At 51.7% G+C, this 13717-nt stretch carries 13 protein-coding genes; all 13 read right to left on the reverse strand.

Going from position 1 to position 13717, the window contains the following annotated elements:
• Window positions 1-2: 2 nt before the first annotated feature.
• A complete protein-coding gene (rplV, locus tag CHB83_RS06705) occupies window positions 3-485 on the reverse strand; it encodes a 50S ribosomal protein L22 (protein WP_045688454.1) in 483 nt (160 codons plus the stop codon).
• A gap of 1 nt (window position 486) precedes the next feature.
• Entirely contained in the window at window positions 487-765 is a 279-nt protein-coding gene (gene rpsS, locus CHB83_RS06710; protein WP_044003251.1) for a 30S ribosomal protein S19, read from the reverse strand.
• 3 nt (window positions 766-768) lie between these two features.
• Window positions 769-1596 carry a 50S ribosomal protein L2 gene (rplB, locus tag CHB83_RS06715; RefSeq protein ID WP_089332078.1) on the reverse strand — a complete coding sequence of 276 codons (828 nt, stop codon included), beginning with the start codon at window positions 1594-1596 and terminating at the stop codon, window positions 769-771.
• Between the two features lie 39 nt (window positions 1597-1635).
• Complete coding sequence (gene rplW, locus CHB83_RS06720; RefSeq protein ID WP_045688452.1) at window positions 1636-1923, reverse strand: 50S ribosomal protein L23; 288 nt, start codon at window positions 1921-1923, stop codon at window positions 1636-1638.
• Window positions 1923-2561: a 50S ribosomal protein L4 gene (gene rplD, locus CHB83_RS06725; protein ID WP_045688451.1), complete on the reverse strand. Its 639-nt coding sequence runs from the start codon at window positions 2559-2561 to the stop codon at window positions 1923-1925. The genes rplW and rplD overlap by 1 nt, the downstream gene beginning before the upstream one ends.
• An 8-nt stretch (window positions 2562-2569) precedes the next feature.
• Window positions 2570-3190 carry a 50S ribosomal protein L3 gene (gene rplC, locus CHB83_RS06730; RefSeq protein ID WP_045688450.1) on the reverse strand — a complete coding sequence of 207 codons (621 nt, stop codon included), beginning with the start codon at window positions 3188-3190 and terminating at the stop codon, window positions 2570-2572.
• 258 nt (window positions 3191-3448) lie between these two features.
• Window positions 3449-4687 (reverse strand): O-antigen ligase family protein, encoded by a 1239-nt coding sequence (locus CHB83_RS06735; RefSeq protein ID WP_179225472.1) that lies wholly within the window; start codon window positions 4685-4687, stop codon window positions 3449-3451.
• Window positions 4688-4904: 217 nt separating this feature from the next.
• Complete coding sequence (rpsJ, locus tag CHB83_RS06740; protein ID WP_022822123.1) at window positions 4905-5210, reverse strand: 30S ribosomal protein S10; 306 nt, start codon at window positions 5208-5210, stop codon at window positions 4905-4907.
• 21 nt (window positions 5211-5231) lie between these two features.
• Complete coding sequence (fusA, locus tag CHB83_RS06745) at window positions 5232-7373, reverse strand: elongation factor G (protein WP_045688448.1); 2142 nt, start codon at window positions 7371-7373, stop codon at window positions 5232-5234.
• Between the two features lie 106 nt (window positions 7374-7479).
• Entirely contained in the window at window positions 7480-7947 is a 468-nt protein-coding gene (rpsG, locus tag CHB83_RS06750) for a 30S ribosomal protein S7 (RefSeq protein WP_045688447.1), read from the reverse strand.
• 85 nt (window positions 7948-8032) lie between these two features.
• Entirely contained in the window at window positions 8033-8461 is a 429-nt protein-coding gene (gene rpsL / locus CHB83_RS06755) for a 30S ribosomal protein S12 (RefSeq protein ID WP_045688446.1), read from the reverse strand.
• Window positions 8462-8784: 323 nt separating this feature from the next.
• A complete protein-coding gene (locus CHB83_RS06760) occupies window positions 8785-9129 on the reverse strand; it encodes a DUF3467 domain-containing protein (RefSeq protein WP_045688445.1) in 345 nt (114 codons plus the stop codon).
• 116 nt (window positions 9130-9245) lie between these two features.
• The gene (rpoC, locus tag CHB83_RS06765) at window positions 9246-13598 is read right to left on the reverse strand and encodes a DNA-directed RNA polymerase subunit beta' (protein ID WP_089332080.1); all 4353 of its coding nucleotides are present in this window, start codon (window positions 13596-13598) and stop codon (window positions 9246-9248) included.
• Window positions 13599-13717 lie beyond the last annotated feature (119 nt).

The raw sequence follows: 13717 nt of genomic DNA on the forward strand, positions 1-13717 counted from the left end.
GCTTATGCGGTGGCTTCTGCCGTGGTTTCGTTAGATTTCTTAGCTGAGCTGCGACGAGTCTTCTTAGGAGCTTCGTTTATTACCTCAGCGGAAGGCTTACTCTCAGCAGCCTGCTTAGCAGCAGCTTTGCTACCTAGCGGCTCAACTTTTGAGTCAATAATCAGCGTCACGTGGTTGCTACGCTTGCGGATGCGGTGACCACGGCCCTGAGGAGCCGGACGCAAACGCTTCAGCTGACGACCTTCATCTACGAAAATCTCTTTGATGTAAAGATTAGCATCTTCAATGCGTTCGTCTTCGTTTTTCTGCTGCCAGTTAGCCAAGGCCGACAAGAGCAGCTTCTCAACGCGAGCAGCACCAGAGTTAGCCTCGAATTTCAGCAGGCCGAGAGCACGCGTCACTTTCTGACCGCGTACTAGGTTGGCCACCAAGCGCATCTTGCGCGGCGAGGTGGGCACATTGCGGAGTTTAGCTACTGCTTCCATCTTAGCGCTTGCCTTTATCTTTCTTGGCAATGTGACCACGGAAGTTACGGGTCGGAGCAAACTCACCGAGTTTGTGGCCTACCATGTTTTCCGTTACATATACCGGGATGAACTTATTGCCGTTATGAACGGCGAAGGTGTGGCCAACGAAATCCGGAGAAATCATCGAGCGGCGCGACCAAGTCTTCACCACCGATTTTTTGCCGGACTCATCCATTGCCGTTACTTTCTTCTCGAGCCGGAAGTCAATGTACGGCCCTTTTTTTAGTGAACGTGCCATTGCTTACTTCTTGCCTTTGCGGTTAACGATGAGCTGCTCGGAGTACTTGTTCTTGTTCCGGGTCTTCTGACCTTTCGAGAAGATACCGTTACGGCTACGTGGGTGACCACCCGACGATTTGCCTTCGCCACCACCCATGGGGTGATCGACTGGGTTCATTGCAACACCACGAACGCGCGGACGACGACCTAACCAACGGTGACGACCAGCTTTGCCGAGACGTACGTTCATATGGTCACCATTCGATACGGTACCAACAGTAGCCATGCAGGTAACGAGTACCATGCGCATTTCACCAGAAGGTAGTTTCAACGTGGCGTATTTGTCTTCGCGAGCTACTAGCTGAGCATATGTACCAGCGGAACGGGCCATAGCAGCACCACCACCGGGCATCAGCTCGATGTTGTGTACAATAGTACCTAGCGGAATCTCGCGCAGAGGGAGAGCATTGCCTACTTCAGGGGCCACACCCGTACCCGACACTACAGTTGCCCCTACGGTAACACCGGCGGGAGCAATGATGTAACGCTTTTCACCATCGGCATAGTTCAGCAGTGCGATGCGAGCCGTACGGTTTGGGTCGTACTCAATCGTCTTCACCGTAGCTGGAACACCAGCTTTGTCGCGCTTGAAGTCGATAAGACGATACTTGGCTTTATGCCCACCACCAATGTAGCGGTTAGACATTTTGCCTGAGTTGTTGCGGCCACCGGAGTTTTTCATGGGTGCCAACAGCGACTTCTCCGGCGTCGACGTGGTAATCTCGTCGAAGGCCGGGGCTATGCGGAAGCGCTGACCCGGTGATGTTGGTCTTAGTTTTTTGAGTGCCATTACTCTAGCTTAGAAAATGCTCTTTGCGGAAAGGCGGGCTTACAGGCCGCTGTAGAAGTCGATAACGTCGCCTTCTTTCACGGTAACAACGGCCTTTTTGCCGTTCGGACGACGGCCCGATACGCTGCCACCTTTCGTGAACTTAGACTTCAGCTTACCGTAGGTGCGGATCGTGCTAATGCCCGTTACCGTTACACCGTACAGTTGCTCAATCTCTTTTTTGATTTGAACCTTGTTCGCGTCGCGCGCAACTTCAAAGGCATACTGGCCTTTTTCGTTCAAACCCGTGGCCTTCTCGGTCACGATGGGCTTCTTCAGGATGCTCATTACTCAGCAGTGGTATAGAGTTGTTCCAATGCCGTCAGGCCATCCTCCGACAGCAGCAGCGTGTCGGTATTCAGCAAGTCGTGCGTGTTCAATGCTACTGGAGTAGCTACGCTTACTTTCTGAATGTTACGAGCCGAAAGCACTACATTTTTATCAACCGAGCCGGTTACCAGCAGGGTCTTTTTGCCGTTGTTCAGCTTCAGACCGTTCAGGATATTCAAGAACTCCTTAGTCTTGGGGGCCGACAGCGTGATGTTCTCTACCAAGGCTACTTTGCCATCTTTAGCCAAGCTCGAAAGAGCCGACAGACGAGCAAGACGCTTGGTCTTTTTGTTCAGCTTGAAGCCATAATCGCGGGGCTGAGGACCGAACATACGGCCACCACCTACGAATACACCCGACTTCATAGAGCCGGCACGAGCACCGCCGGTGCCCTTTTGCTTCTTCAGTTTTTTGGTAGTGCCGTGCACTTCGTTGCGCTGCTTCGACTTGTGCGTGCCTTGGCGCTGGTTAGCCAAGTACTGCTTCACGTCGAGATACATCACGTGCTCGTTCGGTTCCAGACCGAAGATGGCGTCAGACAGAGTAACCTTACGGCCGGTGTCTTCGCCTTTGATGTTATATACTGACAGTTCCATTTGCTAGGTTATTTTTCCAGGACCACGAAAGAGTTCTTGGCACCGGGAACCGAGCCGCTCACCACGATGAGGTTCTTGTCGGCTACAATGCGCATTACCTTCAGGTTCTGCACTTTCACACGGTCGTTACCCATGCGGCCACCCATGCGCATTCCTTTGAATACGCGCGAAGGCCATGAGCAAGCACCGATAGAACCGGGGTGACGGCCACGGTTGTGCTGGCCGTGCGTTTGGCCACCTACACCAGCAAAATTGTAGCGCTTTACAACGCCTTGGAAACCTTTACCTTTTGAGGTGCCCACTACGTCAACGAATTCACCTTCCTCGAAGAGGGTAGCGTCAATTTCGCTGCCAGCAGTATAATTAGCTACCTCGTCGGTACGGAACTCAACGAGTTTTTTCTTGGGGGTGGTTCCGGCTTTAGCGAAGTGACCAGCCAATGCTTTGGTGGTGTTCTTCGCCTTCTTCTCGCCGTAGCCGAGCTGGATGGCAGTGTAGCCGTCCGTTTCGATGGTCTTAACCTGCGTCACTACGCACGGACCCGCCTCGATGAGCGTGCAGGGAATGTTCTTCCCGTCCGGAGTGAAGAGGCTTGTCATACCGATTTTTTTACCGATGATGCCAGGCATTCGATTGGGGTTTTAGAAAAAGACACAGTTGAAAACGCCCAAGTGGCGTTTTCGGAAATGGAGTGCAAAGCTAGGAAATTGTTGACTGATAATCTACTACCGTTCTAAAATATTTTCAGAACCACATAGTTAGCGCCACTCCCTACTCACTTGCTGATTCTCAATTCCTTTGCACATGTGACCTATCACCCTCCTACCCTACTGTTATTCTATAGCTGCGTTTGGCATCTAAATAGACGTGTTCGCCCGGTTTATTAATCATGCTGGGCGCCATTCAGCCTCAGGCTGGCTTACCGGCTTACTTCCCTCCAGGGCTAAGAGGAGGAAGAACAGCGAAAAAGCTACCCCTACTTGTGTCTCTAAGGTGTACTCAACCAAGAAGGACAAGGTAACAATGAGATAGTGTGCCGCTAGGAGGGGAGCGTAGCGTGGCCAAATGCTGATGCCAGCATAATAAAACCCAATAATGAAGAGTAACACCCCTATAATACCAAAGGCAACTGCAGAGTATAAATATTGATTATGTGGTAGTATGTAGGCTTCTTGACGAATATTTGGGAATTCCTTTTGGTAATGCGCTGCCATTTCTTGCTCCATGTCAGCCTTGCCTACACCTAACAAGAAATTTTCTTTGATAACCATTGCTGCTACTCGATACGAGTACACACGTCCTACTAAGGAGTAGTTGTTGGCCGACTCGGTGTGCTCTACACGACCAACATCTTCACGGGTATTGGCATACTTATTTTGGAACGTAGGGAAGCAGATATAGCTTACTATAGGTAGAACAAGCATTACTGCCGCTACTTGCAGAGCTCGTAAATAATCACGATGACGTATCAGTAGCCACAAGCAAGTAATCCCCCCTAACACGTACAACGTGAGTAGGCCGCTACGCACAGCAAGCATATGCTGATATAAGGCCAACCATATTACTGCGCCTAGCACCCAGGGGCGTAAGCGTGGCCCTACATTGTGGTGCATGAGAAGCAGAGAGCCGGCTACCACTGCTAACGTTACGATAAGACTAAAGCGAATATGATCTGGCTCTGTGGGCATCACTTTAGAGCGCAGATAAGACTCGTTAATTTCTTGGGTGTGCAGTAAGTAATTTCCTGTGCTTACCAATGACCCCAACAGGGTAAGACCCAACAACCAGAGCCATAGCAACTGTAAGTATCGAGTTGGAAGCGGAGGCAGTAGCCAAAAAGCGAATGGTAACGACAGAAAGGGCAATTGTAGCACTACATCCCGCTCATACGCTGACCAGTTAGCGGTACTAGTAACAAGACCAGAAGCTAGATGGATACCAAATACCAGTACAAACGATCCATATATAGTCCAGGGGGCGCGTTGGTACGAGGCACGGTGCAGCCCATAGCAGAGTAATCCTGTAATCAAGGTTCCGACCATACCGATGCTAGGTAGCACACGGAAAAAAGGAGTGGTAAACAGCCCCGCAATGATGCAGCCGCAGAAAAAAACGGCAATCATCATTAATCTGGGTAATGGCAAGAGAACTGACAAGGAGGAAAACATGAAAACAAATGCGGTGCATTGGAGGCGTGTTACTCAGCCAACGTTGCTACTATACACAACAGTACGGTAGAGCCTCACTTCCGTGCCACAAGTTGCACCGATAAAAAACAAAACACCCCACCGGTTCCGCAGAACCAGTGGGGTGTTTTGTTTTATCTAAGCTGAAAAGCAGTCCTCAGACTTTAATTTCAACGTCTACGCCGCTTGGCAATTCAAGCTTCATCAGAGCATCTACCGTCTTCGACGAAGTCGAGTAGATATCTACGAGGCGCTTGTAAGTGCAAAGCTGAAATTGCTCACGTGACTTCTTGTTCACGTGGGGCGAACGAAGTACGGTGAATTTTTCTTTGTCGGTCGGCAATGGAATGGGGCCGCTTACGATAGCGCCCGTAGCCTTCACCGCCTTCACAATCTTCTCCGACGATTTGTCCACCAAGTTGTGGTCGTAGGATTTGAGTTTGATGCGAATCTTCTGGTTCATGTCTATTGAATGAAAGCGGTATTAGCGGATGGCGTTGCCCTTTTGCTTGGCAATGATTGCTTCAGCAAGGTTGTTAGGCACCTGATCGTAGTGCGAGAACGTCAGCGAAGCTGAAGCGCGGCCCGAAGAGATAGTACGCAGCGACGTCACGTAGCCGAACAGTTCCGACAGAGGAACATCAGCTTTGATAACGTTAGCACCACCTTTGGTATCCATGCCCTTCATGATGCCACGACGACGGTTCAAGTCACCGGTTACCGAACCCGTGTACTCATCTGGCGAAACTACCTCTACAGCCATAATAGGCTCAAGCAATTTCGGACCAGCCTGCTTACCAGCTTCGCGGAAACCACCACGGGCGGCGAGTTCGAACGACAGAGCGTCCGAGTCAACATCGTGGTAAGAACCGAAGTATAAACGAACGCGCATGCCTTCAATGGGGAAGCCAGCCAGCGGACCGTTCTTCATAGCTTCTTCGAAGCCTTTCTGAACCGGAGCGATGAATTCACGAGGAATAACACCACCCGTAATGTCGTTTACGAACTCCAAACCGGGTTTCTCCGGATCAGTCAGCTTCGGACCGAGTTCGAATACGATATCACCGAACTTACCACGACCACCTGTCTGCTTCTTATAGGTTTCGCGGTGCTCAACGGTTTTAGTCAACACCTCTTTGTAGGCTACCTGGGGAGCACCCTGGTTAATCTCCACCTTGAACTCACGACGCATACGGTCGATGATGATTTCTAGGTGAAGCTCACCCATACCTTTCAGTACGGTCTGGCCCGTTTCAGGGTCAGTCTGAACTACCAGCGTAGGATCTTCTTCTACCAGCTTGGCAATAGCCATACCCATCTTGTCAACGTCAGCCTGAGTTTTAGGCTCAATGGCGTAACCGATAACAGGCTCAGGGAACGACATCGACTCAAGTACTACGCGCGACTTCTCGTCGGTCAGCGTGTCACCGGTTTTAATGTCTTTGAAACCCACACCGGCAGCAATGTCACCAGCTTGGATTTTGTCGATCGGATTCTGCTTGTTCGAGTGCATCTGCATCAGGCGCGAGATACGCTCTTTCTTGTTAGTACGGTTGTTGTGCACGTACGAACCAGCATCCAACTGACCGCTGTAGCAGCGGAAGAAGCACAAACGACCTACGAAGGGGTCAGTAGCAATTTTGAACGCCAGAGCAGTGAAGGGCTCGTCGTTATCGGGGTGACGCTCGATTTCTTCGCCGGTGTCAGGATTGGTACCAACTACAGCAGGCATGTCCAGAGGTGATGGCAAGTAAGCCATAACAGCATCCAGCATCGACTGCACACCTTTGTTCTTGAAAGCCGAACCGCACATTACGGGCGAGAACTTCATGTCGATAACCGCTTTGCGGATTACCACCATCATTTCTTCGCGGGTAATGGAGTCTGGATCATCAAAGAACTTCTCCATCAACGTGTCGTCGTATTCAGCAACGCTTTCTACGAGCTTCTCACGCCATTCGGCTACCGTATCCACCAGATCTTCGGGAACTGGGATTTCCTTGTAGGTCTTACCCTGGGTCTCGTCGTCCCACACAATGGCTTTGCCAGTGAGCAGGTCAACTACGCCTTTGAAGGTGTCTTCAGCGCCGATTGGAATTTGCAGTGGCACGGGAGTAGCGCCTAGCTTATCCTTGATCTCGTTAACAGCTTTGAAGAAGTCAGCACCAGCACGGTCCATCTTGTTGACGAAGCAGATGCGTGGCACTTTGTACTTGTCAGCCTGACGCCATACAGTCTCCGACTGTGGCTCTACACCCGATACGGCGCAGAACAACGCTACGGCACCGTCCAGAACACGCAAAGAGCGCTCCACCTCTACGGTGAAGTCTACGTGGCCGGGAGTATCAATCAGGTTGATTTTATATTGCTTAGTCTCTGGGGTAGGATCACCCTGTACAGTTGGGTAATTCCAGAAGGTAGTAGTAGCAGCCGACGTGATAGTGATACCACGCTCCTGCTCCTGCTCCATCCAGTCCATCGTGGCAGCACCTTCGTGCACTTCCCCGATTTTGTGGGTTTTACCGGTGTAGTAGAGAATACGCTCCGACGTGGTGGTCTTACCAGCGTCGATGTGCGCCATAATCCCGATGTTCCGGAGGTATTGCAGATCTTTATTAACAGCCATTGCTTTTTTTGTGACGTAGGGAATTCAGCAGTTGAGCTTGTAGAACGCGAAAATTATTTTTCTCATTCCCTAAGCCCACAACTTCTAAAGTCCCTGCTAGGTCTGATTAGAAGCGGAAGTGCGAGAAGGCCTTGTTGGCTTCTGCCATCCGGTGCGTGTCGTCCTTTTTCTTCACGGCAGCACCTTCACCTTTGGCGGCAGCAATGATTTCGCCAGCCAACTTGTCTTTCATGGTTTTCTCACCACGACGACGAGCATATTGAATCAGCCACTTCGAGCCAACAGCAATGCGACGATCTGGGCGAACTTCAGTAGGCACCTGGAAGGTAGCACCACCAACACGGCGGCTCTTCACTTCTACAGTTGGCATTACATTGTTCAGGGCTTTACGCCACATTTCCAGGCCGCTCTCTTTGGTGCGCTGCTCAACCAGTTCGCAGGCATCGTAGAAAATACCGTAGGCCAGGTTTTTCTTCCCGTCGTACATCATGTAGTTAACGAAGCGGGTCACTAGCGTCTCCTTGAACTTGGGGTCCGGCAGGAGGATGCGCTTTTTTGGTTTTGACTTTCTCATGGGTGTAGAAATGAGTGTTACGGCAGTGAGCAGTGGGATAAGAACCATGTGCTATCCGGCACTGGGCACTACCTCACTCGTTCAATTACTTTTTCTTGCCGGGTGCTGGTTTGCCACCTTTGCCTGCTGCGGCAGCTTGGCCTGGCTTCGGACGCTTAGCGCCGTACTTCGAACGACGCTGCAGACGGCCGTTTACACCGGCAGTGTCAAGAGCGCCACGGATGATGTGGTAACGTACACCGGGAAGGTCTTTCACACGGCCACCACGGATCAGCACGATGCTGTGCTCCTGCAGGTTGTGGCCTTCACCAGGGATGTAGGCGTTAACTTCTTTGCCATTGGTGAGGCGCACACGGGCAACTTTACGCATAGCCGAGTTCGGCTTCTTAGGCGTGGTGGTGTACACACGGGTGCAAACGCCACGGCGCTGCGGGCACGAGTCAAGAGCCGGCGACTTCGACTTCGTCGTCAGCTTCTCGCGGCCTTTTCGTACTAACTGGTTGATGGTAGGCATCTACGGAATGTTTTGTCTAGGAGGGTTCTCTCCAAAAATTAGGCTTGCAAAGGTATAGAAGTTGCCTCGAAATAGCAAACAGGTTGAAATAGTTAATTTTAGAGAAATCATACGGGCATTTTAGCACCTCAAAAAGCTACTTCTAGGGTCAACTACACGATTCAGAACGTATTCGTTTCCCCTTCTTCCATACTATTACTAGCACATAATCTCTCCACATTCAATTTAGTTACGTTACTCATTCCCGTATAATTAGATAAAACAAAGAAGCGGCTCCTATCTTTCCGATAAAAGCCGCTTTACTTACTGTACTATTTCTAGAATTACGCCTCCCCCACTTTACCACCGAACCCCATTGGGTACATAGGCCCGTCTTGCTGATGCTTGATAGCACCATGAGCTTGCTCGTAACGCTCAATATTTTCAGCTAAGGCGGCCTGCAAACGCTTTGCATGCTCGGGTGTCAACACAATGCGAGCTTTCACCTTTGCCTTCGGTAGCCCTGGCATTAAGCGAATGAAGTCGACCACGAATTCACTACTGCTATGTGCAATCATGGCAAGGTTAGCGTATTCGCCCTCGGCTATTTCTTCGGTCAACTCAATATTGATAGCATTTGAATCTTGAGGAACGTTGGCGTCGGTTTCCGGTTGATGTTGTTGGGCCATGTAGATGAAAGTTGAAGACGCTGGACCAGCGGCGTGAAATGACAAGTACGGATAAAAGAAAAAGCCGACCAGTATTTCTCTGGCCGGCTTTCCTTATTTACTATATGCTCCGGATGTTACTCCGAAACTGACTCACGGCGTGAGGCGCGTGCAGTACGCTTGGTAGGAGCTACTACGTCGTCGGACTTAGCGGCTTGAGCAGCTTCCAGTTCCTCCTTCGAGCCTACGATCTGGCGAGTGTACTCGCGCAGACCGGTACCAGCTGGAATGAGGTGACCAACGATTACGTTCTCTTTCAGACCCAGCAGTTCGTCGGCCTTACCACGGATGGCGGCTTCGGACAGTACCTTGGTCGTCTCCTGGAAGGATGCGGCCGAGATGAACGACTGAGTGCCCAGCGAAGCTTGCGTGATGCCTTGCAGCGTGGGCCGTGATACGGCAGGCTGGGCTTCGCGCACTTCTACGAGAGCAAGGTCGCGGCGGCGCAGGCTGCTGTTCTCATCACGCAAGCGACGAGCTGTTACAATCTGGCCGGGCTTCAAGTTCGTAGAATCACCCGCGTTGGTTACCACCTTCATATCGATGATGGTATCATTCTCTTCCATGAAGATAATCTTGTCGATTACCTGGTGCTCAAGGAAGGTTGTGTCACCGGCATCAAGGATAACCACTTTCTGCATCATCTGGCGAACTACCACCTCAATGTGCTTATCATTGATTTTCACACCCTGCAAGCGGTATACTTCCTGAATTTCATTCACGAGGTATTCCTGCACTGCACCTGGACCCTGAATGTTCAGAATATCCGTTGGGGTGATAGCACCATCTGAAAGCGGCGCACCAGCCCGGATGAAGTCATTGTCCTGCACAAGAATGTGCTTTGACAGCGGCACCATGTACTTCTTCTTCACGCCGTCTTTCGACTCCACGAAGATTTCACGGTTACCACGCTTCACCGTACCATAGGTTACTACACCGTCGATTTCAGCTACAACAGCTGGGTTCGATGGGTTACGCGCTTCGAAGAGTTCGGTAACGCGAGGTAGACCACCGGTGATGTCGCGAGTTTTACCCACGGCACGCGGAATCTTAGCCAGAATTTGACCAGCCTTGATCTTCTCACCGTTCTCCACGTTCAAGTGCGAGCCGACTGGAATAGAGTAGCCTTTGGAGCCTTCCAGGTCACCTTTCTTGCCGGGGCGAACAATGATAGCAGGGTTCTGATCCTTAGCCTTCGATTCGATAATCACTTTCTCGCGGTGACCGGTCTGTTCGTCCGATTCCTCACGGTAAGTGATACCTTCAGTAATAGCGTCGTACTGAACGGTACCATCAAACTCAGCCAAAATAACGGCGTTGTAAGGGTCCCAGTTGTTCAGTTCTTGGCCTTTCTCTACCTCTTGGCCTTCTTCAACCAACAAGAACGAACCGTACGGCACGTGGTTCGAGATGAACACCTTGCCAGTGCCTTTTTCCACGATGCGAATCTCGCCCGAGCGACCCATCACCACTTTCACTGGCTCGCCATCGGCGTTGGCAGTTTCTACGGTCCGGATGTCTTCGAACTCAATCACACCATTGAACTTGGCGCGAAGGCTAGCCTCTACGGCAATGTTTGAGGCAGTACCACCTACGTGGAAGGTACGCAAGGTCAACTGGGTACCGGGTTCACCGATAGACTGAGCAGCAATTACGCCCACAGCCTCGCCCTTTTGTACCATGCGGCCCGACGACAGGTTACGGCCGTAGCATTTGGCGCAGATACCACGCTTCGATTCGCAAGTCAATACCGAACGAATCTCTACCGACTCGATGCTAGTAGCATCTACGCGGCGCGTGATATCCTCCGTGATTTCCTCACCAGCCGGCAGAATTACTTCGTCCGTGAGCGGATCAATGATGTCGTGTACAGCTACTCGACCCAGGATGCGCTCAGCCAGCGGCTCTACTACATCTTCGTTATCCTTCAAGGCGAAGGTCTCGATGCCACGTAGCGTGCCGCAGTCAGTTTCGTTTACGATTACGTCCTGCGAAACGTCTACCAAACGGCGAGTCAGGTAGCCGGCGTCGGCCGTTTTCAGTGCAGTGTCAGCAAGACCCTTACGGGCACCGTGGGTAGAGATGAAGTACTCAATTACGTCTAGGCCTTCTTTGAAGTTAGACAGAATCGGGTTTTCGATAATTTCACCAACCGAACCTTGCAATGACTTTTGTGGCTTAGCCATCAGACCACGCATACCGCCGAGCTGACGAATCTGCTCGCGCGAACCACGGGCACCGGAGTGCATCATCATGTAAATCGAGTTGAAGCCCTGGTTCTCCTTTTCGAGGCGACCCATGAGGGTTTCAGTGATTTGGTTGTTGATGCGGGTCCAGATGTCGATAACCTGGTTGTAGCGCTCGTTGTCCGTAATCAGACCCATCTGATAGTTCTGCGTTACGGCAGCTACATCAGCTTGGGCTTGGGCAATTAGAGCGTCTTTCTCTTTCGGGATGTTGATATCACCCAGACCCATCGACAGACCACCTTTATAAGCCGACTGGAAGCCCAGCGTCTTAATGTCGTCGAGGAACTGCGCCGTGCGGGCCATGCCCGTACGCTTGAACACCATCGAGATGATCTGCTGCAGCTTCTTCTTGGTCAGCAACTCATCTACGAAACCTACTTCCTCAGGTACGAGCTGGTTGAACAGCACGCGGCCAGCCACTGTCTCAATAATCTTCGTTACAAGGTTATCTTCCTCGTCACGAACCTTCGTGCGCACCTTAATATAAGCGTGCTTCGAAAGCTGACCTTCGTTGATAGCAATAACCACCTCCTCGTCCGAGTAGAACATGCGGCCTTCGCCCTGGATCTGCTCGTCTTCGGTGCTGCGCTTGCCTTTGGTTACGTAGTACAGGCCAAGAACCATGTCCTGCGACGGTACCGCGATGGGCGCGCCGTTGGCGGGGTTCAGGATGTTGTGCGACGCCAGCATCAGCATAGAGGCTTCTAGGATGGCGGCCGGTCCCAGGGGAACGTGCACAGCCATCTGGTCACCGTCAAAGTCAGCGTTGAAAGCCGTACACACCAGCGGGTGCAGCTGAATAGCTTTACCCTCGATGAGGCGGGGCTGGAACGCCTGAATACCCAAGCGGTGCAGCGTAGGAGCACGGTTCAGGAGCACTGGGTGGCCTTTCAGCACGTTTTCCAGAATGTCCCATACTACGGCGTCCTTGCGGTCAACGATTTTCTTAGCCGATTTCACCGTCTTCACAATACCGCGCTCGATGAGCTTACGGATGATGAATGGCTTGAACAGCTCGGCTGCCATGTTCTTGGGCAGACCGCATTCGTGCAGCTTCAGCTCAGGGCCTACTACAATAACCGAACGGCCAGAGTAGTCAACACGCTTACCGAGCAGGTTCTGACGGAAGCGGCCCTGCTTGCCTTTCAGCATATCAGACAGCGACTTCAGCGCGCGGTTACCTTCTGCACGCACGGCGTTAACCTTACGTGAGTTGTCGAACAGCGAATCTACTGCTTCCTGCAGCATGCGCTTCTCGTTCCGCAGAATCACTTCAGGAGCCTTAATTTCGATCAGGCGCTTGAGGCGGTTGTTACGGATAATTACGCGACGGTACAGGTCGTTCAAGTCAGAAGTAGCAAAACGGCCACCATCCAACGGCACGAGGGGGCGCAGTTCCGGGGGAATAACCGGCACCATGCGGATTACCATCCACTCAGGCTTATTCTCCACTCGGGTAGCGGCGTCGCGGAAAGCTTCCACAACCCGCAGACGCTTTAATGCTTCAGCCTTACGCTGCTGCGACGTCTCGTGCGCAGCAGAGTCACGCAGCGAGTACGATAGCTCGTCGAGGTTGATGCGCTCCAACAATAGCTGTAGAGCATCAGCACCCATACGGGCGATGAATTTATTTGGATCCTCATTTGGCAGCATCTGATTCTCCCGGGGGAGCTTGTCGATGATGTCAAGGTATTCATCTTCAGTTAGGAAGTCGAGTTGCTGTACGCCTTCTTCGGCCAGCACACCCGGCTGCACTACTACGTAGCGCTCGTAATAGATAATCTGGTCGAGCTTCTTAGTGGGCAGGCCCAGCAGATAGCCGATTTTGTTGGGCAGGGACTTGAAGTACCAGATGTGCGCAACAGGCACCACCAGTTCGATGTGGCCCATCCGCTCCCGACGTACTTTCTTCTCGGTCACCTCTACGCCGCAACGGTCGCAGATAATGCCTTTGTACCGGATGCGCTTGTATTTACCGCAGTGGCATTCCCAGTCCTTTACGGGACCGAAAATCCGCTCGCAGAACAAGCCACCCATCTCGGGCTTGTACGTCCGGTAGTTAATCGTCTCGGGCTTTACAACTTCACCGTTCGACCGCTCCAGAATGGATTCGGGCGAGGCCAGCGAAATGGTAACTTTCGAGAAGTCCTGTACCAGTTTTTTGTTTTTTGCAAACGCCATGTAGAGTAGCTGTTGTTAGCTGGTGGCTTTTATCTGTTCGTTGGTTCCGCCAGTCTTAAGAATGGTCGGAGAGAACATAACAGTTCGACTCTGCGAAAAGTGCTCTGTGGGTCGGATAG

This window comes from Hymenobacter mucosus, from assembly GCF_900188255.1.
Taxonomy (GTDB): domain Bacteria; phylum Bacteroidota; class Bacteroidia; order Cytophagales; family Hymenobacteraceae; genus Hymenobacter; species Hymenobacter mucosus.

Bases quoted from the DNA above. Each gene is read 5' to 3' on its own strand.
- rplV (WP_045688454.1), bottom strand. From the start codon at position 485: ATGGAAGCAGTAGCTAAACTCCGCAATGTGCCCACCTCGCCGCGCAAG.
- rpsS (WP_044003251.1), bottom strand. From the start codon at position 765: ATGGCACGTTCACTAAAAAAAGGGCCGTACATTGACTTCCGGCTCGAG.
- rplB (WP_089332078.1), bottom strand. From the start codon at position 1,596: ATGGCACTCAAAAAACTAAGACCAACATCACCGGGTCAGCGCTTCCGC.
- rplW (WP_045688452.1), bottom strand. From the start codon at position 1,923: ATGAGCATCCTGAAGAAGCCCATCGTGACCGAGAAGGCCACGGGTTTG.
- rplD (WP_045688451.1), bottom strand. From the start codon at position 2,561: ATGGAACTGTCAGTATATAACATCAAAGGCGAAGACACCGGCCGTAAG.
- rplC (WP_045688450.1), bottom strand. From the start codon at position 3,190: ATGCCTGGCATCATCGGTAAAAAAATCGGTATGACAAGCCTCTTCACT.
- CHB83_RS06735 (WP_179225472.1), bottom strand. From the start codon at position 4,687: ATGATGATTGCCGTTTTTTTCTGCGGCTGCATCATTGCGGGGCTGTTT.
- rpsJ (WP_022822123.1), bottom strand. From the start codon at position 5,210: ATGAACCAGAAGATTCGCATCAAACTCAAATCCTACGACCACAACTTG.
- fusA (WP_045688448.1), bottom strand. From the start codon at position 7,373: ATGGCTGTTAATAAAGATCTGCAATACCTCCGGAACATCGGGATTATG.
- rpsG (WP_045688447.1), bottom strand. From the start codon at position 7,947: ATGAGAAAGTCAAAACCAAAAAAGCGCATCCTCCTGCCGGACCCCAAG.
- rpsL (WP_045688446.1), bottom strand. From the start codon at position 8,461: ATGCCTACCATCAACCAGTTAGTACGAAAAGGCCGCGAGAAGCTGACG.
- CHB83_RS06760 (WP_045688445.1), bottom strand. From the start codon at position 9,129: ATGGCCCAACAACATCAACCGGAAACCGACGCCAACGTTCCTCAAGAT.
- rpoC (WP_089332080.1), bottom strand. From the start codon at position 13,598: ATGGCGTTTGCAAAAAACAAAAAACTGGTACAGGACTTCTCGAAAGTT.